Origin of the sequence: Paucibacter sp. KBW04 (assembly GCF_003852425.1) — a bacterium.
GTDB lineage: Bacteria > Pseudomonadota > Gammaproteobacteria > Burkholderiales > Burkholderiaceae_C > Paucibacter_A.
Genome location: NZ_QAJN01000004.1, coordinates 18,139 through 41,674 on the forward strand (window position 1 = coordinate 18,139; position 23,536 = coordinate 41,674).

Annotated in this window: 19 protein-coding genes, 2 tRNA genes and 1 riboswitch; of the genes, 13 read left to right on the forward strand and 8 right to left on the reverse strand. The window is 63.7% G+C overall.

Annotated elements, in window-relative coordinates:
- Positions 1–396: 396 nt before the first annotated feature.
- Positions 397–473: transfer RNA gene (locus DBR47_RS06285), tRNA-Ile, on the reverse strand.
- A gap of 128 nt (positions 474–601) precedes the next feature.
- Positions 602–1,624, reverse strand: a complete 1,023-nt coding sequence (hrcA, locus tag DBR47_RS06290; RefSeq protein WP_124448101.1) for a heat-inducible transcriptional repressor HrcA — start codon at positions 1,622–1,624, stop codon at positions 602–604.
- 138 nt (positions 1,625–1,762) lie between these two features.
- Here hrcA and DBR47_RS06295 point away from each other — a divergent pair, with 138 nt between their 5' ends.
- The 3 genes from DBR47_RS06295 (at position 1,763) to rapZ (ending at position 5,493) form a co-directional block, all read left to right on the forward strand.
- A complete protein-coding gene (locus DBR47_RS06295; RefSeq protein WP_124448103.1) occupies positions 1,763–2,638 on the forward strand; it encodes an NAD kinase in 876 nt (291 codons plus the stop codon).
- Between the two features lie 177 nt (positions 2,639–2,815).
- Positions 2,816–4,540, forward strand: a complete 1,725-nt coding sequence (gene recN, locus DBR47_RS06300; RefSeq protein ID WP_124448105.1) for a DNA repair protein RecN — start codon at positions 2,816–2,818, stop codon at positions 4,538–4,540.
- Complete coding sequence (rapZ, locus tag DBR47_RS06305) at positions 4,537–5,493, forward strand: RNase adapter RapZ (RefSeq protein ID WP_124448107.1); 957 nt, start codon at positions 4,537–4,539, stop codon at positions 5,491–5,493. The genes recN and rapZ overlap by 4 nt, the downstream gene beginning before the upstream one ends.
- A gap of 382 nt (positions 5,494–5,875) precedes the next feature.
- On the opposite strand, the gene DBR47_RS06310 is transcribed toward rapZ, so the two are convergent.
- The 4 genes from DBR47_RS06310 to mutM form a co-directional block, all read right to left on the reverse strand.
- Positions 5,876–8,485: a TonB-dependent siderophore receptor gene (locus DBR47_RS06310; RefSeq protein WP_124448109.1), complete on the reverse strand. Its 2,610-nt coding sequence runs from the start codon at positions 8,483–8,485 to the stop codon at positions 5,876–5,878.
- Positions 8,486–8,894: 409 nt separating this feature from the next.
- Positions 8,895–9,224, reverse strand: a complete 330-nt coding sequence (locus DBR47_RS06315) for a hypothetical protein (RefSeq protein ID WP_124448111.1) — start codon at positions 9,222–9,224, stop codon at positions 8,895–8,897.
- A 29-nt stretch (positions 9,225–9,253) separates the two neighbouring features.
- Positions 9,254–10,306 carry an A/G-specific adenine glycosylase gene (mutY, locus tag DBR47_RS06320; protein WP_124448113.1) on the reverse strand — a complete coding sequence of 351 codons (1,053 nt, stop codon included), beginning with the start codon at positions 10,304–10,306 and terminating at the stop codon, positions 9,254–9,256.
- Complete coding sequence (gene mutM / locus DBR47_RS06325; RefSeq protein WP_124448116.1) at positions 10,291–11,130, reverse strand: bifunctional DNA-formamidopyrimidine glycosylase/DNA-(apurinic or apyrimidinic site) lyase; 840 nt, start codon at positions 11,128–11,130, stop codon at positions 10,291–10,293. The genes mutY and mutM overlap by 16 nt, the downstream gene beginning before the upstream one ends.
- 52 nt (positions 11,131–11,182) lie before the next feature.
- Between mutM and DBR47_RS06330 the strand changes: the two genes are divergently transcribed.
- The 6 genes from DBR47_RS06330 to DBR47_RS06355 all read left to right on the forward strand — a co-directional run bounded on the left by DBR47_RS06330 (position 11,183) and on the right by DBR47_RS06355 (position 16,650).
- Positions 11,183–13,009, forward strand: a complete 1,827-nt coding sequence (locus DBR47_RS06330; RefSeq protein ID WP_124448118.1) for a tetratricopeptide repeat protein — start codon at positions 11,183–11,185, stop codon at positions 13,007–13,009.
- Entirely contained in the window at positions 13,006–13,584 is a 579-nt protein-coding gene (locus DBR47_RS06335; RefSeq protein ID WP_197046894.1) for an outer membrane lipoprotein LolB, read from the forward strand. Before DBR47_RS06330 ends, DBR47_RS06335 begins: the two co-directional genes overlap by 4 nt.
- Before the next feature lie 55 nt (positions 13,585–13,639).
- Positions 13,640–14,647: a 4-(cytidine 5'-diphospho)-2-C-methyl-D-erythritol kinase gene (ispE, locus tag DBR47_RS06340; protein WP_124448122.1), complete on the forward strand. Its 1,008-nt coding sequence runs from the start codon at positions 13,640–13,642 to the stop codon at positions 14,645–14,647.
- Between the two features lie 93 nt (positions 14,648–14,740).
- Positions 14,741–14,817: transfer RNA gene (locus DBR47_RS06345), tRNA-Gln, on the forward strand.
- Between the two features lie 127 nt (positions 14,818–14,944).
- Entirely contained in the window at positions 14,945–15,907 is a 963-nt protein-coding gene (locus DBR47_RS06350; RefSeq protein WP_124448124.1) for a ribose-phosphate pyrophosphokinase, read from the forward strand.
- A gap of 116 nt (positions 15,908–16,023) precedes the next feature.
- Positions 16,024–16,650, forward strand: a complete 627-nt coding sequence (locus DBR47_RS06355) for a 50S ribosomal protein L25/general stress protein Ctc (RefSeq protein ID WP_124448131.1) — start codon at positions 16,024–16,026, stop codon at positions 16,648–16,650.
- Between the two features lie 54 nt (positions 16,651–16,704).
- Here DBR47_RS06355 and DBR47_RS06360 read toward each other — a convergent pair whose 3' ends face one another.
- Together DBR47_RS06360 and DBR47_RS06365 are read right to left on the reverse strand one after the other, a co-directional pair.
- The gene (locus DBR47_RS06360; protein ID WP_124448133.1) at positions 16,705–18,585 is read right to left on the reverse strand and encodes a hybrid sensor histidine kinase/response regulator; all 1,881 of its coding nucleotides are present in this window, start codon (positions 18,583–18,585) and stop codon (positions 16,705–16,707) included.
- Positions 18,585–19,280 carry a response regulator transcription factor gene (locus DBR47_RS06365; protein WP_197046895.1) on the reverse strand — a complete coding sequence of 232 codons (696 nt, stop codon included), beginning with the start codon at positions 19,278–19,280 and terminating at the stop codon, positions 18,585–18,587. The genes DBR47_RS06360 and DBR47_RS06365 overlap by 1 nt, the downstream gene beginning before the upstream one ends.
- A gap of 197 nt (positions 19,281–19,477) precedes the next feature.
- On the opposite strand from DBR47_RS06365, the gene DBR47_RS06370 reads away from it, so the two are divergent.
- From DBR47_RS06370 to DBR47_RS06385, 4 genes are all read left to right on the forward strand, one after another.
- Positions 19,478–19,885 carry a hypothetical protein gene (locus tag DBR47_RS06370; protein ID WP_124448135.1) on the forward strand — a complete coding sequence of 136 codons (408 nt, stop codon included), beginning with the start codon at positions 19,478–19,480 and terminating at the stop codon, positions 19,883–19,885.
- Positions 19,886–19,932: 47 nt separating this feature from the next.
- The gene (gene pth / locus DBR47_RS06375; RefSeq protein WP_124448137.1) at positions 19,933–20,658 is read left to right on the forward strand and encodes an aminoacyl-tRNA hydrolase; all 726 of its coding nucleotides are present in this window, start codon (positions 19,933–19,935) and stop codon (positions 20,656–20,658) included.
- A complete protein-coding gene (locus tag DBR47_RS06380) occupies positions 20,655–21,140 on the forward strand; it encodes a hypothetical protein (protein WP_124448139.1) in 486 nt (161 codons plus the stop codon). The genes pth and DBR47_RS06380 overlap by 4 nt, the downstream gene beginning before the upstream one ends.
- A gap of 67 nt (positions 21,141–21,207) precedes the next feature.
- Positions 21,208–21,492, forward strand: a riboswitch (cobalamin riboswitch).
- Between the two features lie 241 nt (positions 21,493–21,733).
- On the forward strand, positions 21,734–23,536 hold the full coding sequence (locus tag DBR47_RS06385; protein WP_197046896.1) for a TonB-dependent receptor domain-containing protein: 1,803 nt from the start codon (positions 21,734–21,736) through the stop codon (positions 23,534–23,536).

The window sequence follows — 23,536 nt, forward strand, 5'->3', positions numbered from 1 at the left end:
ATGCGCTGACTCAGAAGGCAACTTAGGGATGACTTTTCATCCATTTTCAGCATCCGAAACCGACGAAGTAGACGGCAGCTCAGATCACCTGAAACACGAGCCAATGAACTCGCTCGCACCAAGCGATCAAGCAAGGCTCAAACAAGCAATATCAGCTCAATTTACAAGTTATGCAAACAGGATTGCGGCGGGGCCACCCCCGCGTTGCTGCCGGCAAAACGGCAAGTCACGTGGGCAAAAAGGGCACACGAGGTCACCAGCGGCCAAAGGACTCGAAAAGTTTTTTCGACCGCGAAAAGAGCGGTGTACCCACCTCAAAACTGGCACCAAACTGGCACCAGTGAAATTCAGGGCAATTTACGTTAGTAATCACTATCGCAAAAACACCAGTAAAACTGGTAGGCCGTGCAGGACTTGAACCTGCGACCAAAGGATTATGAGTCCTCTGCTCTAACCAACTGAGCTAACGGCCCCCGGGTCTTGCGTGCGGCTTTTGGCCTGGGGTTGCTCCGGCATTGCACCGGAAGGCGCGGATTGTATAGAGAGTTTTGGGGCGACGATCCGAAGCGGCGCCTCGTCAACTCACTGAAAGCCTTCGCACTTACTTCTGCGAGAGCGCTTGGCTGATCATTCTTGAGGTGATGTCGACGATCTGGATCATGCGGTCATAGGCCATGCGGGTGGGACCGATGACACCGAGGGTGCCGACGATTTGGCCGTCGACCTCGTAGGGTGAGGAGACGATGGACAGTTCCTCAAAGGGCACGACCTGGCTTTCGCCGCCGATATAGATGCGAACGCCCTCGGCTCGGCTGGACACATCGAGCAGGCGCATCAGCTGAGTTTTCTGCTCGAACATATCGAACAGGCGCCGCAGGCTGCCCATATCGTTGCCAAAGTCTTGCACGGTCAGCAGATTGCGCTCACCGGAGATGACGACCCGCTCCTGCTCCTCCGCCATGGCATCGGTGCCGGCCTGCACGGCGGCACTCATCAGCGAGGCAATCTCGCCACGCAAGGCGTCGACCTCGGACTTGAGCCGCTCACGCACCGCTTCCAGGCTCAGGCCGGCGTAGCTGGCGTTGAGGCGGTTGCTGGCCTCGGCCAGCTCGCTTTGATTCAAGTCTTGCGCGGTGAAGATGACTCGGTTCTGCACATCGCCGTCGGGCGAGACCATGATGACCAGGACCCGCCGCTCGCCCAGGCGCAAAAACTCGATGTGGTGGAAGACACTCGGTTTGCGCGGCGCCGTCACCACGCCGACGAAATTGGACAGATTGGACAGCAGAGCCGCCGCGCTGGCGATGACGCGCTGAGGCTGATCGGGCTGCAGATGGGTGTCCAGCGGCCGGGCATCGGCGCCCAGCAAGGACGCGGGCTGGGCCGTCAACATGGTGTCGACAAAGAGCCGGTAGCCGCGCGCCGTGGGGATGCGGCCGGCGCTGGTGTGGGGGCTGGCGATCAGACCCAGCTCCTCCAGGTCGGCCATCACATTGCGTATGGTGGCGGGGCTGAGCTCCAGGCCCGAGGCCTTGGAGAGCGTGCGCGAGCCCACGGGTTGACCATCCGCGATATAGCGTTCAACCAGTGTTTTCAGCAGGGATTTGGATCGCTCGTCGAGCATGGCCTCATTGTACGGACTGGCTGGGCCTGCCAGACCGAGTGAGTCACCTAGTCATCAGGCGGCGACCCGGCTCGATCGGGGGGAATTCAGCGCCCATTTCCCAGGGAAGCGACATGGTGCTGTGGTGTAATTCTTCGCATGGCCAAACCGTTCCAACATGTCGCAATCGTGGGCAAGCATCAGGCCCGGGGCATCCGGCCCATCCTGGAAGAAATAGCCGATTTCGTCATGCGTCAGGGCCTGGAGGTTTCGCTGGAACGCGAGACGGCCCAGAACACCGGGATTACTGCCTACGACGCCCTCTCTAACGAGGAGCTGGGCAAGAGCTGCGACCTGGCCATCGTGGTCGGTGGCGACGGCACCATGCTGGGCTTTGCCCGCGAGATGGCCCGCTACGGCGTGCCCTGCGTGGGCATCAACCAGGGGCGCTTGGGCTTCATCACCGATATCTCCATCGAACGCTATCAAGAGGCCTTGCTGGCGATTCTGGCGGGCGATTTCGAGACCGAAAAACGCCCCATGCTGGAAGGCGCCGTCTGGCGCGATGAGCGCAGCATTTTTGAAGGCTTCGCCCTCAACGATGTGGTGGTGAGCCGTGGCGCCACGGCCAGCATGGTCGAACTACGAGTCGATGTGGGCGATGAGTTCGTCGCCAATATGCGGGCGGACGGCATCATCGTCGCCTCCCCCACCGGCTCCACCGCCTACGCTTTGTCGGCCGGCGGGCCGATTCTGCACCCCTCCATCGCTGGCTGGATCTTGGTGCCGATTGCCTCGCACACCCTCTCCAACCGCCCCATCGTGCTGCCCGACACCGGCGAGGTGCGCATGGAAATCGTGGCCGGGCGCGACGCCAGCGTCAACTTCGATATGCAAAGCCTGGCCAGTCTGCTGCACGGCGACCGCATCACCGTGCGCCGCTCCACCCACCAGGTTTGTTTCCTGCACCCCAAGGGCTGGAGCTATTACGCCACCTTGCGCCGCAAGCTGCGCTGGTACGAAGGCGTCAGCTAAGAGGATGAAAACTTTTTACTGCGCGGCCGCCATGCGTCGTTGGTCGGTGCTCGGAATCCTCACGTACAGGAAGTACGTTCCGGTTCCTGTGCGCCTTCGCCCAAGCCTGACAGCCGCTCGCTACAAAGGTTTTCACCCTCTGCGTTTCATATTTCACTCAAGCCGAGGCCTTTGCTTATGTTGAGACGACTAAGTCTGCGGGACTTTGTCATCGTCCCCGAGTTGGAGCTGGACTTCCACACCGGTTTTTCCGTGTTGACCGGTGAGACCGGGGCCGGCAAATCCATTCTGATCGACGCCTTGCAGCTGGCTTTGGGCAGCCGCGGCGACGCCGGTGTGGTGCGCGAAGGCGCGGCTCGCGCCGATATCTCGGCCGAATTCGACCGCCCCGCCCACCTGAGCGCCTGGCTGGACGAGGCCGGCTTTGAGCATGAGAGCGGCAGCTTGCTGCTGCGTCGGGTGATAGACAGCCAAGGCAAGAGCCGCGCCTGGATCAATGGCAGCGCCGCCACCGTCACCCAGCTGCGCGAGCTGGCCGACAGTTTGCTGGACATCCACGGTCAGCATGCCTGGCAAGGCCTGACCCGCCCGGCCGCCGTGCGCGCCCTGCTGGACGACTACGCCGGCATCAACACCGCCGCCTTGAGCAGCAGCTACCAAGCCCTGAAGATCGCCAGCGACGCCCTCAGCGCCGCGCAAGCCCGCCAAGGCGATTTGCTGCGCGAGCGCGAGCGCCTGGCTTGGCAGATCGGTGAAGTGGCCCGCCTCGCCCCCGGCGAGGACGAGTGGGAGGAGCTGAACGCCGAGCACCAAAAACTCTCCCACGCTCAGTCCCTGATGGACGCGGCCCGCGCCTCGCTGGATGCCTTGACCGAGGCCGAGCCCAGCGCCGAATCCTTGTTGACCCAAGCCCTGGATCAGCTGGAAAAAGTACTGGACTACGACGCCGCCCTGCTGCCCGCCGTCGAGGCCTTGCGCGGCGCGCAGACCCAGGCGCAGGACGCCGCCCACACGCTCAGCACCTATCTGCATGGCAGCGAGCTGGAGCCCTCGCGCATGCAGGAGCTGGACGAGCGCGTCTCCGCCTGGCTGATCCTGGCCCGCCGCTACCGCCGCACGCCGCAGGAGCTGCCGGCCCTCTTGGCCCAGTGGCGTGCGGAGTTGCAAGCCCTGGACGCCGCCAGCGATCTGGACGCGCTGGCGGCCGCCGTGGCCCAGGCCAACAAGGCGTTCAACGCAGAAGCCAAGACCGTCAGCGCCGCACGCAAAAAAGCCGCTCCCCAGCTGGCCAGCGCCGTCACCCAAGCCATGCAGCAACTGGGCATGAATGGCGGCGTGTTCGAGATTGCGCTCAGCGCACAAGAGCAGGCGCAGAGCTTTGGCCTGGAGTCGGCCGAGTTCCTGGTGGCCGGCCATGCCGGCAGCGCGCCACGGCCCCTGTCCAAAGTGGCCTCGGGCGGCGAGCTCTCACGCATCGCCCTGGCCATCGCCGTCACCGCCAGCCAGGCCAATCAGCAAGGCGGCGGCCAGCCAGGCGTGGGCACCTTGATCTTTGACGAAATCGATGCCGGTGTGGGCGGTGCGGTGGCCGAGACCGTGGGCCGCTTGATGAAGCAGTTAGGCCGCGAGCGCCAGGTGCTGGCCGTCACCCACCTGCCCCAGGTCGCTGCCTGTGCGGATCAGCATCTGGTCGTGGCCAAGGCATTGCAAGCCGGCCAGACCCACAGCACGGTGCGCACGGTGGCGGGCGAGACCCGCACGGCCGAGATCGCCCGCATGCTGGGCGGTGAACGACTTTCCTCCACCAGCATCGCGCATGCGCAGGAGATGCTGGATCTTTCCGCCAGCGCGCCCGTCGCCGCGAATGCCCGCAACGATAAAACCAAGAAGGCCAAATCATGAGCAGCAGCAATAGCGGCAGCAGCAGGCCAGAAACCTCGCCAGAAGCCCCGCCCAAGGCCGAGCACAGCGATGTGGTGCTGGTCACCGGCATGTCCGGCGGCGGCAAATCGGTGGTCATGCACGCGCTGGAAGATGCCGGTTTTTTCTGTGTGGACAATCTGCCCGCCGAGCTGCTCCTGAATTTTTTGCGCCTGGAGCAGCAGCGCGGCAAACGCCATGTGGCCATCGCCGTCGATGTGCGCCGAGCCGGCTCCCTGCCCCTGCTCTTGCCCTTGATCAAGCAGCTGCGCGCCGAGGGCGTGGCCGTGCGCTCCATCTTTTTGGATGCCAATACCGAGGCGCTGATGCGCCGCTTCTCCGAAACCCGCCGCCCTCACCCCCTGCGCCAGGACCAGTCCTCACTCAACGAGGGCAAGAAAGATGACGGTGAAGACCAGCACCGCGCCTTGCTGGATGCCATCGCCCTGGAGCGTGAGTTGCTGAGCGCCCTGCGGGTGGAATCCACCGTGCTGGACACCAGCCAGCTGCGCCCGGCCCAGCTGCGCGCCTGGGTGCGCGATCTGGTGGTGGTGGACGGCACGACGCTGACCCTGGTGTTCGAGTCCTTTGCCTTCAAGCATGGCGTGCCCAGCGATGCCGATCTGGTCTTCGACGTGCGGGTGCTGCCCAACCCCTATTACGACCGCGAGTTGCGGCCCTTGAATGGCCGCGACGCCCCGGTCGCCGCTTATCTGAAGGCTCAGCCCGAGGTGGAACTGATGATAGGCCAGATCGCCGGCTTTCTGGCCACCTGGCTGCCCAGCTATGCGGCCGATCAGCGCAGCTATCTGACCGTGGCCATAGGCTGCACCGGCGGCCAGCACCGCTCGGTCTATCTGGTCGAGACCCTGGCACGCAAATTCGCCGACCACGGCCAGGTGCTCAAACGGCACCGGGAGCTGGATGCACGCTAAGCAGGCCTGAAAAAACCTGAAAAGATCGAAGGGCGTACCCGCTTGTTGGCCGGTACGCCCTTCTTCTTCATTTCAGCAAGCCCTTAGCTCATGCCTGGCCGCTGGTATGGCGGCCAGTCCTTCGCCAGGCACATGGCCGCTTCCGCGCCCTTGTGTCCGAACTCAGCCCAGGCGCTTGTATCGCGCCTGGTCCTTCGCCAGGCACAAGGCCGCTTCCGCGCCCTTGTGTCCGAACTCAGCCCAGGCGCTTGTATCGCGCCTGGTCCTTCGCCAGGCACATGGCCGCTTCCGCGCCTTTGCGTTGGGGGCTCAGCCCAGGCGCTGGTATCGCGCCTGGGCCTTCGCCAGGCACAAGGCCGCTTCCGCGCCCTTGTGTCCGGGCTCAGAACTTGTACTGCGCTTTCAGGCCCAGGAAGCGGCCGCGCGGGTCGCCCTGGCTGCCGTCGAAGGTGCCGGTGGAAGCGTCCCAGGGCAGCTGGCTGGCGCCCAGGTTCTGTACCGTGGCCGTGGCCAGCAGACGCGGGCTGATTTGCCAGTCCACGTTCAAATCCACCGTGTTGATGGCCGCCACCTTTTCGGCGAAAGCCTCTGAGGGACGATAGGTCTGGGTGTAGCCGCCCACATGGTTCCAGCTCAGGGTGGTGGTCCAGTTGCCCGCCGTCCAGTTGGCGCTGGTCACGCTACGCCAGGCCGGCAGGGAGCCAAACTCATTGCTGCCCGCGCCGTTGATCGCTGCCTCGCCCTCGGCGGGTGCGGCCTTGAACTGCAGCAGGCGGCTGACCTGGGCCTTGAGCTTGAGCTGACCCAGATCACCCAGGCCGAAGCTGCGGCTGGCTTCGATGTCAAAGCCCGAGACCGTGCGCTCGCCCTGGTTCTTGAACTGACGGGTGATGGAGACGATGCGACCCTGCTCATCACGCACGATGCGGCCGGGTAAGTTTTTCTCGTTGTCGACGATGTATTTGGCCGTCTCGGTATCGATCAAATCCTTTTGCTGGATATTGAAGTAGTCGATGCCAAAGCTGGTCTGCGCGTCCGGCGAAACCACGATGCCAAAGTTCAGATTGCGCGAGCGCTCGGGCTTGAGCGAGGGGTTGGCGGCGGTCAGATTGGTCACGCCACGCGCCACGGTGGGCGAGATGGGGTCACGCGGGTCGATCACCGAGCCATAGCTCACGCCGGTGCTCTGGGTGTTCTCGGGCAGCGAGGGAGCACGGAAGCCTTGCGAGGCATTGCCGCGCAGCACCAGCCACTCGGTCGGCTGGTAGCGCAGGCTGGCCTTGGGCGAGAAGGCGGCGCCAAAGTCGCTGTAATGGTCCAGGCGGCCGGCCAGGTTCAGGGTCAGGCTCTTGAGCAGGGGCGCATTGAACTCGGTATAGCCGGCGCTGACGCGGCGCGTGCCCTGGATGATGTTGATGGCGGGGCGCAGCTCGGTGCCGGAGAGCACGGCGTCCGAGGTGCGGGAGTCCATGCGCTCATGCCGCAGCTGTACGCCCGCGGCAAAGCCCAGGGGGCCGGCCGGCAGCTTGGTCAACTCGGTGGATGCGTTGGCGTCGAATGCGTAAAGCTCGGTTTCGGCCGGGCGCAGGGTGGAGATGCGCAGGGCATCACGCTGGGCATCGCTGTTCTTGCTTTGATCGGCGAAGTTGTAGCTGCCGGCCTTGAGCGAGCGCTCGAATTCGTAACGGTTGCCAAAGTTCTGCACCGTCTCGCGCATACGGCTGCCGGATTGCAGCACCGAAGCCTCCCAATCCCATTGGCCCGTCGTGCCGCGAGCACCGGCCAGCAGGCGCTGGAACTGCACCGAGTCCTGCTTCATGCGCGGGCCCAGATCGAACAAGGTGGCCGTCAGCACATTGGAGCCGCTGCTGGGGTAGTTGGGGTGATCTTTGGGCAGAGCCACCGAGATGGTGTCCAGGGACTGGGTCTTGTTATTCCAGGCGCGCAGGCTGCTGGAGACCGACAAGGGGGCCGAGAAAATCAGCTCCGCCCGCGACTTGCCCAGCAAGACCTCGGCATAGGCATCGATGTTCTCGGTGAGGCGGTAGGTGCCACGGGCCGAGGCGTGATAGCGCTCCACGCCGGGAATCAAGGTCTTGTACTGCGCCGGGTTGTAGGCCAGCACGGTGCCGGTCTTGCCGGGCGTGATATCGCCGTAGTTGACCAGCTTCAGCGGGCCTTGCTCGCCGCCCAGTTTGTTGGTCGGATCAGTGCCCAGATAGTTGGTGGCTACCCAGGCCAGGGTGCCGCCGCCCTCTTTTCGGAAGTCGCTGTCGCGCAGCCATTCGACCTGGCTCTGGTCCAAACGGTCACGCTTGACGGCATCAAAGCTCAGGCTGATGTTGAAGCGATCGGCCGTCAGATCGCCAAAGCCGTGGCGCAGCTCCAGGCTGCGCTCGCGCTGGCCCGTCCCCTCGGTGGAACTGCCCAAACCCACACGGGCCTCGGTGCCTTGGAAGTCTTCATACAGGATGATGTTGACCACACCGGCAATCGCGTCCGAGCCGTACAGAGCCGAGGCGCCGTCCTTGAGGATTTCGATGCGGCGCACGCCAGCCAGAGGCAGGCTGTTCAGATCGGTGAAGACCTCTTGCATGTTTTGCGCCGTGGCATAAGGCGCCACGCGGCGGCCATTGACCAGCACCAGGGTGTTTTGCTGCCCCAGACCGCGCAGCGACATGCCGGCCGTGCCGGCCGAGAAGCTACCGGTGAACTGCTCGTTAAAGCTATTGCCGCTATTGGCCGTGACGGCGCGCAGCAGCTCGGGCAAGGTGGTCTTGCCGCTGGCGGCAATGTCTTTGGCCGTCAGCGTCTGCACGGGGTTAGCACCCTCGCGCTGGGTGCTGAGGATGTTGGAGCCGGTGACGGTGATGCGCTCCAGGCGCGAACCCTTGTCGGCTTCGGGGCCTGTTTGCGCTTGAGCGCTGAGCAAGGTGGCAGGCAGAAAAGCGGCGGCCAATGCAGCGGCCAGTACTGATGGTTTCAGCGACATGATTTTTGAAAGACGTGAAGGAAAAGTCCGGGTCGGGACGAGATCAGCCCCGGTAAGGGCTTAGGCATGCGGCGGCCGGCTCGGGCCATCTGCCCGGGCTGAGCTCAACGCGAATTCGCGAGGGAATTAGGGGATTAGGGCGAGGCGGTGCTCGCCATCAACACATTCGTAGCGATGTGCCGAGGGAGGAAATGCAGAAGCCAGACAGGCTCGACGAGGCGGCTGGGGCCCGAAGTCGACGGGCAGAAGGGTAGACGGGAGACGGGAGACATTGCGACGCTTGTTTCTACTGCACGCTCTTGTTGGCGCCTTCGCAATTTAGGTGTTAACCCGAAATTTTCTAAACAATGCTTTCTTGTTTACTTATTCAAAACTTGGGCGCAAGCGCTGCACCCAAGGCGGGCGACTCTCAAAGTTCGGGGCTGGCAGCCGAGCCTTGCAAGGCCGGCTCTTTGTCGCTGGAGACGATCAGGGCCAGCAGCACGGCCGTGCCTATCGGCACAAAGATCACCAGCAAAGGCAGCCAGAACCAGAGCGAGCGGCCGCTGCGTTTGACCAGAATGCCCATGAAAGCCCAATGCGCCGCCAAGCTGCCCGCCAAGCCAATCGCCAGCATCGCCACCCGGGACGCCGCTGGGTCGGCGCTATTGGCCGCCGAGATCAAAAACCAAAGGCAGCCGGCAGCGGCCAGCAAGGCCACCAGGGCCGACTCCACGGTCGGTTTCAAACTTGCATTCATTCCCAAAGCTCCCGCTTTTGATTTTCCGATCAGCTCACGATCATTTTCTTGAGCGGCGCCGGCAAGGCGTATTCGGCCAGGCGCTCGCGTGCCACCCATTCTCCACCGAACTGAGCGTCAGCGGGCCTCTGCTTGAGCTCGGCCCGCTGGGTGTGCAGGGTCCAGTCGAAATGCGTCAAGGCATGCTGGATGCGCGGCATGGTCTCCAGCGGCGCATGCAGGCCCTGGGCCGCTGTCTGCAAGGCGGCTTCGTCATCGAACAGAGGCAGGCTCCACAGCCCTGCCCAAACGCCCTTGGCCGGCCGTTGCTGTAGCAAGACCTGACCCTCATGCTCCAGCCACAACCACCAATTCTCACGCTGGCTGCGTTTGAGCTTTTTGGTCTTGACCGGGAAGCGGGTGGGCTCGCCCTGCTCACGCGCCAGGCACAGCTCGCTGACCGGGCACAGCAAGCATTGCGGCGCACGCGGCGAGCAGATGCTGGCGCCCAAGTCCATCTGGCCCTGGGTGTAGGCAATCATGTCCTTGGCCTGGGGCAGTAACTCGGTGGCCAGCAGCCAGAGCTTTTTCTCCTGCGCGCTGCTGGCCATATCGCCATCAAAAGCGAGCAAGCGCGTCAGCACCCGTTTGACATTGCCATCCAGAATCGCCACCCGTTCGCCAAAGCAGAAGGCGGCGATGGCCGCGGCGGTGGAGCGGCCGATGCCGGGCAGGGTCTGCAAGGCCTCGGCCGTGCGAGGGAACTCGCCGCCATGCTGCTCGCGCACCGCTTGGGCGCAAGCATGTAGATTGCGCGCCCGGCTGTAATAGCCCAGGCCGGCCCACAGGGCCAAGACCTCGTCCAGCGAGGCCGCGCCCAGATCGCTGACCGTGGGGAATCGTTCCAGAAAGCGCTGGTAATAGCCCAGCACCGTCGTCACCTGGGTCTGCTGCAGCATGATTTCCGACAGCCAGACGCGGTAGGGGTCGCGCGTGTTCTGCCAGGGCAGGCTATTGCGGCCATGGCTGCGCTGCCAGGCCACCAGGCGGGGAGCAAAGTCCAAGGGAAGAGATGTTGTTTGAGGCTTCAGCGCTGTTGGCATTGGGGGCAGAAAAATGTCGATCGTTGGCCCTGGCTGATGCGGCGGATCTTCGTTCCGCAATCAAAACAAGGCAGGCCTTCGCGACCGTAAACCCGGGCCTGCATCTGGAAGCTGCCGGCCACACCGTGGGCGTCCTTGAAGTCGCGCAAGGTCGTGCCGCCCGCTTCCACCGCCTGGGCCAACACGCCGCGCACGGCCTGAGCCAGGCGCTCGGCACGCGGGCGGCTGAGCTTGGCAGCAGCCAGCCTTGGGTTGATGCCAGCGATGAAAAGCGCCTCGCAGGCGTAGATATTGCCGGCACCCACCACGATGTCGCCGGCCAGCAAGGCCAGCTTGATCGCCACCCGGCGGCCGCTCAGGCCCGCATGCAGATGCTCACCGTTGAAGCGCGGATCGAAGGGTTCCATGCCCAAACCAGCCAGCAGCTTGGCGGCGGGCCCGGCATCCATGGCCTCGGACCAGACCACGGCGCCAAAGCGGCGCGGGTCGGTCAGGCGCAGCAAGCCTTTGTCGGTCTGCAGATCAAAGTGGTCGTGCAAACCCGGCGGCGAGCTGCGCAAATCGGCATGCGGCGTGAAGGCCAGCGAGCCCGACATGCCCAGATGAAGCAGCAGGCCACCGCGCTCCACCGGGGCGGAGACCGGCAGCCACAAATATTTACCTCGGCGCTGCACCGCACCGATGCGCCCGCCGTTCAAGGCCTCCAGCGCTTGCCCCAAGGGCCAGCGCAGCGGTTTGCCCAGGCGCAGCCCCGCCACCTCGGCACCGGCAATGGCGTCCGCAAAGCTGCGGCGGGTGACTTCGACTTCGGGGAGCTCGGGCATGGGGGCGATCATATCGGGGCAGAATGGGCGAGCATTTCACGCAGGAGCTTTCATGCCCGAGTCTTTCCGCCACGGCGGACCCCGTATCAAGCGCAACCTTCTTGCCACTTTGCTATGCGCAGGCCTGCTCGCCGCTCCTGCCCTCGCCGCACACGCTGCGAGCAAGACCGACACCAAGCTCGAGGACAAGGCCGCGGTCGTCAAGCCCCTCAACTCGGATCTGGACGCCCCGCTGTTCTACCAACTGCTGGTGGGCGAGTTGGAACTGCGGGCCGGCCAGCCCGGCGTGGCCTATCAGGTGCTTTTGGACGCGGCCCGCCGCACCAGCGATGAAGAGCTGTTCACCCGTGTCGTCAGCATCGCCTTGCAGGCCCGCGCCGGCGACCAGGCCTTGCTGGCCGCCAAGGCTTGGCGCGATGCCCTGCCCAAGTCCGCCGCAGCCCAGCAGATGACCATCCAGTTGCTGGCCCTGCTGAATCGCCCGGCCGAGGTGGCCGAGCCGCTGCGCGCCCTGCTGGCCCTGACGCCCGAGGCACAGCGCCCCAGTGTGCTGGTCTCCCTGCCCCGCCTGTTCCAGCGCGCGGCCGAGCCGAAAAAAGTCTTAGCCGCCCTGGACCCGGTGCTGGAAGCCGCCGCGACCCAGCAGCAAACCCGCCTGGCCGCCCGCGTAACGCAGGCCCGCTTTGCCAACCAGGCCGGCGACAGTGCGCGCGCCCTGACGATTGCCAAGGACATCGCCCAGCACTACCCCGAGTCCGATGAGCCCATGCAGCTGGCCCTGGAGCTGATGCCCAGCCAGGCCGAAGCCGAAGCGCTGATCAAGACGCGGCTGAGCGCCACACCCGCCAACCACGCCCTGCGTCTGGCCTATGGTCAGGCCCTGGCGCGCGCCCAACGCGCCGGCGATGCTGCCCGCGAGTTCCGCACCATCACCGAGGCCGCGCCCAGCATCTCGACCGCCTGGTTTGCCTTGGGTGCGCTCGAGCTGGACCTGCGCCATCCGCGCGAAGCCGAGGCCGCCTTGAATCAATACCTGCAACTGCTGGACAAGGCCGCCGCGGCCGCAGGCAGCGCCGAGGCCACCGTGCCCGCTCAGGCCCAAGCCGATAGCGAGGCCCGCCAACAAGCCTGGCTGATGCTGGCCCAAACGGCCGAGATGCGCGGCGACTTCAAGGCCGCCGAGGCCTGGTTGATCAAGGTGGACGGCGCCGAGCGAGTCACCGAGGCGCAGTTCCGCCGCGCCTCCTTGCTGGCACGCCAGGGTCGGCTGAGCGATGCACGCAAGGTCGTGCAAGCCATGGCCGAGGACACGCCGGAGAAGCTGCGCGGCAAGCTGCTGGCCGAGTCCCAGCTGCTGCGCGATATGCGCGAATGGCAGCTGGCCTACGAGGTGCTGGCCAAGGCCAACGAGCGCCTGCCCGACGATGCCGACATGCTTTACGAGCAGTCCATGATGGCCGAAAAGCTGGGCCGCTTCGACGAGATGGAAGCCCTGCTGCGCAAGGTCATCAAGATCAAACCCGATCACCACCACGCTTACAACGCCCTGGGCTATTCGCTCGCCGAGCGCAATATCCGCTTGGACGAAGCCCGCACGCTGATCGCCAAGGCCTTGAGCTTTGTGCCCAACGAGCCCTTTATTCTGGACAGCATGGGCTGGGTGGAGTTCCGCCTGGGCAATCAGGCCGAGGCGGTGCGCCTGCTGCGCCAGAGCTATGCCTCGCGGCCTGACGCCGAGATCGCCGCCCATCTGGGTGAGGCCTTGTGGGTCAGCGGTGAGAAGGACGAAGCCCGCCGCATCTGGCAAGAAGGCATCAAGCGCGACGCCAAGAACGAGGCCTTGCAAGAAACCCTCAAACGTCTGAAGGTAGGCCTGTGAAGCGTGCACTGCTCGCTGCCCTTGTCGGCACCTGCCTGCTGGGCCTGAGCGCGTGTAGCAGCCTGGAGAAGCGCCCAGCCCCACTCTTGCAAGTGGCGGAAGGCGATATTCATCTGAATGGCCGCCTGAGCATCCAGGTCAACAACACAGCCAACGGTCGCCCCACCGGCGGCAATGTGGGCTTTGATCTGAATGGCCGCCCGGCGGCCGGACAGTTGGAGCTCAGCACCCCTCTGGGCAGCTTGTTGGCCAGGGCGACTTGGGGCGACGGCGAGGTGCGCCTGAAAACGCCCGAGATGGATCGCAGCTTTGAGGACCTCGACGCCTTGACCCGCGAGCTGCTGGGCGAGGCCATTCCTGTCGCCGCCCTGTTTGACTGGCTGCAAGGCCGCCCCTGGCCGCAGATGAGCAGCAGCGCCCTGGAAGGCAAGAACACACAAGGCTTTGAGCAACTGGGCTGGCGCATTGACACCTCGCGCTTCGACGCCGTTGCCAAGCAAGGCCTGATCATCGCCACCCGCGGCCCCTATCTGGCCGACCCGGCCGTGGTGCTGCGCGCACGCATCGAGCCCTGAGAAAATCAGCGCCTCGCGTCCTCCTTTCATTTCCCTCTTTCTTTTCTCCCGCGCAATGCAAGCCATCTACGACGTCCCGGCGCCCGCCAAGCTCAATCTCTTCTTGCATGTGGTGGGCAAGCGGCCGGATGGCTATCACCTGCTGCAGTCCATTTTTGCCCTGATCGACTGGGCCGACACCTTGCATTTTGAAAAGCGCGCTGACGGCCAGCTCGCACGGCATGACCAAGGCGACGCCTTGCCCGCCGATGATTTGTGCCTGCGTGCGGCCCGTGCCCTGCAAGCGCAAAGCGGCTGCAGCTTCGGCGCCGACATTCATATCGAAAAGCGCCTGCCCGCCGGTGCCGGCATGGGGGGAGGATCTTCGGATGCGGCCTCCACCTTGCTCGCTTTGAACCGTTTATGGGGTCTGAACTGGCCGCTGGAAAAACTTTTTTCACTGGGCTTGAGCCTGGGCGCGGACGTGCCTTTTTTTCTGGGCGGACGGCACGCGTTCGTAGAAGGCATCGGGGAAATCCTGCATCCCATCGATCTACCGGCGATGTCTTTTGCGGTCCTCAAACCCAGCCAAAGCATCTCGACACAGCAAATATTTTCGAGCCCCCTCTTGGCAAGGTCGAATTCTGTGGCTATAGTAGCGGGCTTTCCTGCACACAACGAGTTACGACACGAGTTGACAGGCAAACAGAAGAGTTTGAACGAGAGTTCAAGCGATCAGGATGCCAAACCCGTTGTGCTGAACGAGGAAGGGATAGCAAGTTTTCTGAATGGCTACGGTCGTAATGATCTGCAAAAGCCAGCCGAAGCAAGCTGCCCCGAAGTTGTTCAGGCGCTGCGAATTCTTGAAGCTGAGTTTGGCAATAGCCGAATGACAGGATCGGGAAGCGCAGTATTCGCAAGGTTGCCGTCTGACTATCAGTCAAACGGTTTGCCAAGCGAATTGCAGAAAAAGGGCGGCATTTTATCTTCGGATAAAAAAACATGGATAGATGGTTTACCCTCTAATTTTCATGCTAGAATTTGCCGCTGCTTAGATCAGCACCCACTTCACGGTTGGGCCTAAGCAAAAAGTCAACGCAAGTTGATTTTTAGAAAGCAACGCGAGTTGCTTGTGCTGAAAAGTTATGGGGTGCTGCAGCTCTGCAGTGTCCTGTGTAGGGGAGTCGCCAAGTTGGTTAAGGCATCGGATTTTGATTCCGACATGCGAAGGTTCGAATCCTTCTTCCCCTGCCAAATTTCTTTCGGAAGTCAAAGTTTCTACGCTTTGTTCCATGGCCCACTAATTTAATCGTTAGGGGCCTTTGCTTTTTTCACCCGGACACGCGGCTGACCACGGGTCCTTCTCCGTAAAGGATGGCTCGTGCTGCTCAATACCGTCCTCTTCACCGGTAACGCGAACCCGGTGCTCTCCCAAGAAATCGCCACGCATCTGGGCCTTGAGCTCGGCAAAGCCGTGGTCGGTCGTTTCTCCGACGGTGAAGTCACCGTCGAAATCCAGCAAAACGTCCGTGCCCGTGATGTTTTCGTGATTCAGCCCACCTGCGCGCCGACCAACGAAAACCTGATGGAACTGCTGATCATGGTCGATGCCCTGAAGCGCGCCAGCGCTCGCCGCATCACCGCCGTGATCCCTTACTACGGTTACGCCCGTCAAGACCGCCGCCCCCGTTCGACCCGTGTGCCGATCTCGGCCAAGGTGGTGGCGAACTTGCTGGAAACCGTGGGTGTTGAGCGCGTCCTGACCATGGACTTGCACGCCGACCAGATCCAAGGCTTCTTCGACATCCCGGTCGACAATATCTACGCTTCGCCGGTGCTGCTGTCGGACCTGAAGGCCCGCAACTATTCCAATCTGGTGGTGGTCAGCCCCGACGTCGGCGGCGTGGTCCGTGCACGTGCCCTGGCCAAGCAGCTGGGTTGCGATCTGGCCATCATCGACAAGCGTCGCCCGGCCGCCAACGTCTCCGAAGTGATGCACGTCATCGGTGAGATCGATGGCCGCAACTGCGTCATCATGGACGACATGATCGACACCGCCGGCACCCTGGTGAAGGCTGCCGAGGTGCTGAAGGACCGTGGCGCCAAGAGCGTGTTCGCTTATTGCACCCACCCCATCCTGTCGGGCCCGGCGATCGAGCGCATCTCCAAGTCCCATCTGGACGAAGTGGTGATCAGCAACACCATTCCTCTGAACGACGCGGCCAAGGCCTGCGGCAAGATTCGCCAGCTCTCGGTGGCCTTCTTGTTCGCGGAGACCATCCGCCGCATCTCGGACGGTGAGTCGGTCACCTCCTTGTTCAGCGAGCAGAACAACAACTTCTAAGTTTCTTCAGCCTTGGCAGCAATGCCAGGGCTGAATGTCGTCAGCGGTCACTTTCTTGAGACCGCTTTTATCGGAGCAGCCTGGTCGCGGGCGCTCCATCCTTTTTGGAGAACCATATGAAATTCGTCGCTTTTGAGCGCAATTTGCAGGGGACCGGAGCGAGCCGCCGCCTGCGCATTGCTGGCCGCGTGCCCGCCATCGTTTTTGGCGCTGGTGAGCCCACCAATATCGAACTGGACCACAACGCCCTGTTCCACGCCCTGAAGAAGGAAGCCTTCCACAGCACCATCCTCGAGATGGAACTGAACGGCGCCGTCACGCAAGTTCTGCTGCGCGACTTCCAACTGCACCCCTACAAGCCGCAAGTCCTGCACGCTGACTTCCAGCGCGTGGACGGCACGACCAAGATCACCAAGAAGGTGCCTCTGCACTTCATCGGTGAAGAGACCTCGGTCGCCGTCAAGACCGACAGCTGCACCGTCAACCACGTGATCAACGAACTGCTGATCACCTGCCTGGCTCAGCAACTGCCCGAGTTCATCGAAGTCGACCTGAGCGGCCTGACCAAGGGTCACTCGGTGCACGTGAACGACCTGAAGCTGCCCGCCGGCGTCAAGGTTGTGACCCACGGCAAGCCCAACCCCGTGGTCGCCACCCCGGTTGAGCCGATCACCGAAGAAGTGATCGTCGCCGCTGCTGCTCCCGCCGATGACGGCAAGGGCAAGAAGAAGGGCAAGAAGTAATTCGTCCCCGGACGAGCTTCTGCTGAGAAAGGCCTCGCACTGCGAGGCCTTTTTTCATTGGGCGAGCACTGAGTTGGGCATCCACTGAGAAAGCAAGGCATGCAAGTGCTCCACGGCCAAGGGCTTGCGCAGGACCAAATAGCCCTCCTGCTCCGCGGCCAAGAGCTCCTCGGAGTTCCACTCGGCGCTGACCATGGCCCCACTGGCGTCGGGGCACAGGTTTAGCAAGGTCTTGAGCACTTGCACCCCGCTCTGCCCCGAACGCAGCCGCTGGTCACACAGAATGGCCTGCGGCAGATAGCCCGCTTGCAAGACGGCCAAGGCTTGTGCCTCGTCTTCGGCGCAGCGCACCTCCAAGCCCCAGGCCTGCATCAAACTGGCCCAGGCAGATGCAACCTGCGCATCGTCCTCCACCACCAGGCAGCGGCCACACAGCTGGCCTCTGCGCGGCTCGGGCAAGGACTGCGCTGCAGAGGCTAGGCCCAGGCTTGCGGCCGACTTCAGGCGCAGGAAAAAGCGCGAACCCCGGCCTTCGATGGAGTCCAGGCCATAGCTGGCGCCCATCAGCTCGGCGCAGCGCGCCACCACGGCCAGGCCCAGACCATGGCCTCCGCCGTCGATCTCCTGCCCATGCACATGGCGGTAGAAGGGCGAGAAGATCCGTGAGCGCTCCTCGACCGGTATGCCCGGCCCGCTATCCCAAACCTCCAGCTGCCAGTACGCGCCACGCTTGCGCACCCCCAGCAAAATCCCGCCCCGCCGGGTGTAGCGCATGGCGTTGTGCAATAGATTGACCAAGCATTGGCGCAGCAGCACGGGATCGGCAAAGACCGAGGCATGCGCCGGGGCCAACCGCACCCGCAGGGCCAAACCCAGACTTTGGGCCTCGGCGCGAAACAGCGTGACAACCTCCTGCAACAAAGGGTTGATCGCAAGGAGCTGCGGATTGACGCTGATATGGCCGCTCTCGATGCGGGACAAATCCAGCAAGGCATTGAACATCAGACTCAAGGACTGCGCCGCTTGGCGCAAATCGGCCAGGGCCGGGCGCAGGCCGGCGTCCTGGTTGCGATGGGCGATGGACTCGATCAAGAAACTCATGGCGTGCACCGGCTGGCGCAAATCATGGCTGGCCGTACGCATGAACTGGTTCCTGCTCTGCAAGGCCTGCTCGGCCTCCTCCTTGGCCGCCTGGTACTGCTGGGCCAGCTGCGCCGCCTGCTCTTCCAGCTTGATCTGTTGGTGGAAGAAGTTTTGCGTGATCAAGGCATGGCGGTAGAGCGCCAGCAGGAAGAGCAAGGAAATCGGCAAGACCAAGGGCCAGGGCGATTGAGACAGCATCTCGCTGACCCGGCTCAAGCTGGGCTCGGCGATCAGGGGCGGCCAGTCAATTCGAGTCAGGGGATAGACGACGGTCGCAATTCCCCAGCCCAACCCGAGGAAGCGCAGCAAGATGCCTACCGCAGGCAGCTGGCTGCGCGCATTCGTCACGATCAGCAGCGCCAGCCCGATCTGGGGCAAAAGGACGAAGTCGTATTCGGTACGCCCCGAGGCAAGAAACAGCGTCAATCCCAGCGCCGCCAGACCCAAGGCATTGGCCTGACTCAAGCGCCGCACTCGCGGCTGCCAGCGCAGCAGCAGGGCCTCCGGCGAGACCGTCTGCAACTCGCGCAAAAAACCTTGGCGCATGAGCAAGGCCAGGAGCGAGGCCAGGACATAGCCAGCCGTCCAAAGCCGCAAGCCCAGCTGATTGCGCCCAAAACCCTGGAACCACAGAGCCAGTACCAGGCCGAAAAATGGCATTGCGCAGATGCTGAACACCAGGCGCTGCAACATCAGGGCCAGCAAACGGGCCCGACCCGCGGGGCTGAGATCTTCCTGAGCCAGCGCCGGCGGAAACACATTCCGCCAGGCCTGAGCAAGGCGGCGCTTCATCACGGCTCAAGCCGGCGGCCATTGAGCAGATGGATGGCCTCGACCCGGTTGCTGACGCCCAGCTTGGCCAGGATCTTGCCCATATGCTCTTTCACCGTGGCCTCGCTCACCGCCAGCATGCGGGCGATACGCTTATTCGGCAAGCCGCGCAGCGTCAAACTCAGGACCTCGGCCTGCCTCTCGGTCAGGCCCAGGTCGGCCGCATGCAAGGGCAGTTCACGCCGGGCCAGGGGCAATCGCGCCTGCACAGCAGGGGCAAAGCAGGTCTCGCCCGCGAGCAACGAGTCCACCGCCTGCTGAAACTGTTCGGGCGAGGCTTGTTTGAGCAGAAAACCATGGGCGCCGGCCGCCTGGACCTTGGCTTGAATCGCCGGGTCTTCATCGCCGCTCAGCACCAGCAGCCGGGTGGTCGGGGCTTGCACGCTCAGCTGAGCCAGCAGATCCAAGGCACTGCCATCGGCCAGCCAGAAATCCAAGACCAGCAAGCTTGCCGCATCCCCCAAGTCCTGCAAGCAGCGCAGGCAGCTGGCACCATCACTCGCCAGATGAACCTGGGCAAAGCCGCAATGGCTTTGTAAAAACTGCGCCAGGCCGCGCGCGACCAAGGGATGGTCATCGACCACCAGGGCATGGCCCAGGCGCTCCGCCGGACCCGGCTGCCTCGCAGGAGGAGAAAAACGAGGCTCTGCATTCATTCCGTGCATTCCTGTATTGGCCCGCAAATCTGGCCCGTACGCCACCCTACTGCGGGAGGGTTCACGAGCGGGCACGGGCCTGGGCAAACTCGGCCAGAGCTTCAAGCTGCGCAGCGCCATGGCCGCCCTTGCCCACGCGCCCCGCAGGTCTGAACGCCCTTGCTCCCAACTGTAGTCAAAAACGAAAGCACAAGCCCATGCCCTCCTCATCTTCCATCAAAGCCAGTCGCCACGGCCGAGCTCGCGCCCACTACTTCCTCATCCCCTTATTGCTCAGCCTGGGCGCTTGTTCGTCCACCATCAAACAAGAAGGCGTTGAACAAAGAGCCGCCATGGCCACCGGCCGCCCGGTAGGCAGCTTCACCATTACCGACCAGGTGGAAGCCGGCGGCGGCCGCATCGAGTTCAACGTCAAGGCCAAGGACGGCGCCCACTTCCAGTGCTATATGTACTCCGCCACCGCCTTCCAGAAGGCCATGTCTTTTGGCCAGACGCCGCACTCCGACGCCATCTGCACCCAGATGGGCAAGAGCGGCGGCGGCAGCACCAGCACGGCCCCTGCCCCCAGCTGCAATGCCTTGCTCAAGGCCGCAGGCAAATGCTGAGGCGCTGAACCAGGGCGGGCCGGTGCGCTGCACCGATAATCCCGCCCATGATTCGACTCTTTGTTGGCCTGGGCAACCCAGGCGCTGAATACGAGGACACCCGCCACAACGCAGGCTTCTGGTGGATTGATTCCTTGGCCCGCAAGCTGGGTGCCAGCCTGCAGGTGGAGCGCAACTACTACGGCCTGTGCGCCCGGGTGAACAACGCGCCCGGCGCCAGCGGCCCCATCTGGTTGCTGCAGCCCATGACTTATATGAATCTCTCGGGCAAGTCGGTGGCCCCGCTAGCGCGCTTTTTCAAGATCGCACCGGAAGAGATCCTGGCCATCCACGACGAGCTGGACCTGCTGCCCGGCGAGATGAAGTTCAAGCAAGGCGGCGGCAACGGCGGCCACAACGGGCTCAAGGACATGCAAGCCCAACTGGGTTCGGCCAATTTCTGGCGCCTGCGTCTGGGCATCGGCCACCCTGGCATCAAGAGCGAGGTAGCCGGCTATGTGTTGCGCAAGCCGCCCCTGGCCGAGCGCCAGGCGGTGGAGGACTGCATTGGCAAGTCCATGGACGCGCTGGAGTTCATGCTCAAAGGAGAGATGGACAAGGCCTTGACCAAGATCCACGCCAAGCCGCCCCGGCCCAAGCCACCCAAGCCGGCGCCGCAGGTGGCCACGGCCACGACCTCGGCCAATAATCCCGCCGCTCTTGCGAGCCCATCGGTCAGCGTCGCAGAATCGGCAGGCCCAGTCCCCACACCGGATCCCGGCCCCAAACCATGAAGCCCCGCCCCTCACCGGACCTTGCATCGCTCGCCCTGCTGCTGATTGCAGCGCTTGCAATGCAGGCTCCGGCCCAGGGGCAAACCCAGACCCAAAGCAGCCCCCTCTACCGCTGCGGGCCCGAGGGCCGCGATCTGCGCGACTCGCCCTGCCCCGGCGGCAAGAAGGACGAGCCCACCAAGCTGCAGTACGAACAACCCAGCGCCGCGCAAACCGCAGCCGCCCAGGCCCAAAGCGCGCGCGAGGCGAAACTGGCCGATGCGATGGAGCGCGAACGCCTCCAGCAAGAGGCCCGCGACCGCCAGGCCAATGCCAAGGCAGGCAGCATCGATGGGCGCATGAAGTCCCAAGAGCCCAAGTCGACGGCGGGCGAGCCCAGCAAGAAGCGCGCGGCCCCCAAGCCGCACAAGGCGCCTAAGGGGCCCAAAGAAAAAAAGAAGAAGAACAAGGCCTCAGCCCAGGGCGCACAAAGCACGTCCTGATCGGCATTCTCAGCGCCCCCAGGGCCGGGCTGCGCCCAGCCCAGCGTTTCCTCATGAGCCGCAGCAGCTAGAATCCAAGCCTGTTGGTGCTCGCGCAGGCATTCATGTCTGCGCAGTTAAACGGGAATCAGGAAGGCGCGCTGCCACGCATGCAAGCCCAACCTGAGCTGTCCCCGCAACGGTAAGTGAACGCAGCAAGACAAGGCTCTCGCTGCAATCCCTGTTCTCAATCCACTGGTGCGCAAAAGCGCGCTGGGAAGGACGCAGGGGTCAGCCGCCCAGGTCCAGGGTCCTCCTGATATCGACGGCCAGTTCATCAGCCCGGATACCGGCCAACAAGGTGATGCAGTGCCGCGGCCAAGCCGCAGCTCGGCGTCGATATTCAGTGCGCTCAGCGGGTGAGCTTTGCGCCTGGTTTTTGCTTTGCCCCTCTAGCTCTCATGACCTCTTCCGTCCGGCGTTCAACACGCCCGTCCGCGCTCGCCCTTGGCCTGCACGCCACTCCCATCGCGTTGGCCGTTTTGGCCTGCACCCAAGTCATTTCCGCCCAAGCTCAAACCGCAGCGCTGGGCCCCAACAAGCTTGACTCTGTGATGGTGACCGCCACCCGCAGCAAGCTCAGCCTTGAGCATGTGCTGGCCGATGTCACCGTGCTGACCCGCGCCGATATCGAGCGCCAAGGCTTCGGCAATCTGGCCGATTTGATGAGCCGCCAGTCCTGCATCGAAATCGTACGCAACGGCAACCCCGGCGCCAGCACCAGCCTGTTCATGCGCGGCGCCAACACCCAGCACACCCTGCTCTTGGTGGACGGTGTGCGCATGGATACCCAAAGCGGCAGCGGTGGTGCGGCTTGGGAAGCCATCCCGCTGGCCTTGATCGACCGCATCGAAATCGTGCGTGGCCCGGCCAGCAGCGTTTACGGCTCGGACGCCGTGGCGGGCGTGGTGCAGGTCTTCACCCGCAAGGGCAATGGCCAGCCCAGCTTTGACTTCGGTGCCGGCATCGGCTCCCTGGGCACGGTCAAGGGCGATCTGAGCGCCACCGGTCGCCAAGGCGATTTCGATTACGCGCTGAGCATGGCTGCCGAGTTTTCCGAAGGTTTCAACACCCGCAAGGTCCTCAACGACCCCAGCTACCAGGCCGACCAGGATGGCTGGCGCAACTACAGCGGCAGCGCACGCCTGGGCTACCAGCTCAACACCGCGCACCGCTTGGAGCTGCTCAGCACCGCGGCCTCCACCGACGCCCAGTACGACGCCTCGGCCAAGCCCAAGCCAGGCGTGGATGACCACAATCTGCATGCCACCCGCGCCAGCCGCGCCCTGTGGAGCGCCAACTGGACGCCCGCACTGAACACCGAGCTGAGTGCGGGTGAATCCACCGAACGCTACGAGACCCAGAGCAACCGGCGCCCCACCTATGTGACCGAAACCCAGGTGCGCCAGTACGCCCTGAACGCCGGACTCAAGCTGGGCACGGGCCAGCAAGTCAACTTCCTGCTGGAGCGCCGAGAAGACGAGCTGATCAACTCCGGCCTGCGCGCCGACACCGGCGGCCAAGCCAAGCGCAGCCAGAACGCCATCGGCGCTGGTTATCTGCTCAGCCTGGGCGCTTTCGACGCACAGCTGCATGCCCGTCAAGATCAGGACAGCGACTTCGGCAATAGCAATAACGGCAGCCTGGCTGTCGGCTGGCGCTTTGCCAGCGCCTGGCGCGCCTGGGCCAGCGCAGGCACCGCTTTCCGCGCGCCGACGCTTTACCAAACTTTCAGCCAATACGGACCCAAGCCAGGCGCCAAGCCCTTGGATCCCGAACGTGGTCGCAATACCGAGCTGGGCCTGCGTTATGAGGGCGCTGACACCGAGCTGGGTCTGAGCGTCTACAACAACAAGATCCAGGACCTCATCACCTGGGATTCCATCTTCCTGGGCAGCTGCCCACCCAGCGCCGACCCGCAACCCTGGGACGGCTGCTACGGCAATCTCGCCGAGGTGCGCCTGCGCGGCATCAGCCTGCAAGGTGAAACCCGCCTGGCCGGACTGCGCCTGCAAGGCTCGGTGGACTGGCAAGATCCGCGCGACACCAAGACCGACAAAATCCTGGGCCGCCGGGCCAAGGTGCATGGCAGCTTGCGCGTCGAGAAGGCCCTGGCGCAGTGGACGGCCGGCGCGCAAGTGCAGGCCTTTGGCGATCGTTTTGATGACCATGCCAACACACGCCCTCTGGGCGGCTACGCCTTGCTGAACCTGGATATTGGCTACCGCGTCAACCCGCAGCTGCGCCTCCAGCTCAATCTGGACAACGCCTTGGACAAGGACTACGAGACCGCCAAGGGTTATGCCCAGGCGCCGCGCACCGTGTTCCTCAGCCTGCGCTACTCGCCCAAGCTCTGA

Excerpts from the sequence above, each read along its gene's own strand:
- hrcA (WP_124448101.1), bottom strand. The coding sequence starts at position 1,624 with ATGCTCGACGAGCGATCCAAATCCCTGCTGAAAACACTGGTTGAACGC.
- DBR47_RS06295 (WP_124448103.1), top strand. The coding sequence starts at position 1,763 with ATGGCCAAACCGTTCCAACATGTCGCAATCGTGGGCAAGCATCAGGCC.
- recN (WP_124448105.1), top strand. The coding sequence starts at position 2,816 with ATGTTGAGACGACTAAGTCTGCGGGACTTTGTCATCGTCCCCGAGTTG.
- rapZ (WP_124448107.1), top strand. The coding sequence starts at position 4,537 with ATGAGCAGCAGCAATAGCGGCAGCAGCAGGCCAGAAACCTCGCCAGAA.
- DBR47_RS06310 (WP_124448109.1), bottom strand. The coding sequence starts at position 8,485 with ATGTCGCTGAAACCATCAGTACTGGCCGCTGCATTGGCCGCCGCTTTT.
- DBR47_RS06315 (WP_124448111.1), bottom strand. The coding sequence starts at position 9,224 with ATGAATGCAAGTTTGAAACCGACCGTGGAGTCGGCCCTGGTGGCCTTG.
- mutY (WP_124448113.1), bottom strand. The coding sequence starts at position 10,306 with ATGCCAACAGCGCTGAAGCCTCAAACAACATCTCTTCCCTTGGACTTT.
- mutM (WP_124448116.1), bottom strand. The coding sequence starts at position 11,130 with ATGCCCGAGCTCCCCGAAGTCGAAGTCACCCGCCGCAGCTTTGCGGAC.
- DBR47_RS06330 (WP_124448118.1), top strand. The coding sequence starts at position 11,183 with ATGCCCGAGTCTTTCCGCCACGGCGGACCCCGTATCAAGCGCAACCTT.
- ispE (WP_124448122.1), top strand. The coding sequence starts at position 13,640 with ATGCAAGCCATCTACGACGTCCCGGCGCCCGCCAAGCTCAATCTCTTC.
- DBR47_RS06355 (WP_124448131.1), top strand. The coding sequence starts at position 16,024 with ATGAAATTCGTCGCTTTTGAGCGCAATTTGCAGGGGACCGGAGCGAGC.
- DBR47_RS06360 (WP_124448133.1), bottom strand. The coding sequence starts at position 18,585 with ATGAAGCGCCGCCTTGCTCAGGCCTGGCGGAATGTGTTTCCGCCGGCG.
- DBR47_RS06365 (WP_197046895.1), bottom strand. The coding sequence starts at position 19,280 with ATGAATGCAGAGCCTCGTTTTTCTCCTCCTGCGAGGCAGCCGGGTCCG.
- DBR47_RS06370 (WP_124448135.1), top strand. The coding sequence starts at position 19,478 with ATGCCCTCCTCATCTTCCATCAAAGCCAGTCGCCACGGCCGAGCTCGC.
- pth (WP_124448137.1), top strand. The coding sequence starts at position 19,933 with ATGATTCGACTCTTTGTTGGCCTGGGCAACCCAGGCGCTGAATACGAG.
- DBR47_RS06380 (WP_124448139.1), top strand. The coding sequence starts at position 20,655 with ATGAAGCCCCGCCCCTCACCGGACCTTGCATCGCTCGCCCTGCTGCTG.
- DBR47_RS06385 (WP_197046896.1), top strand. The coding sequence starts at position 21,734 with ATGGTGACCGCCACCCGCAGCAAGCTCAGCCTTGAGCATGTGCTGGCC.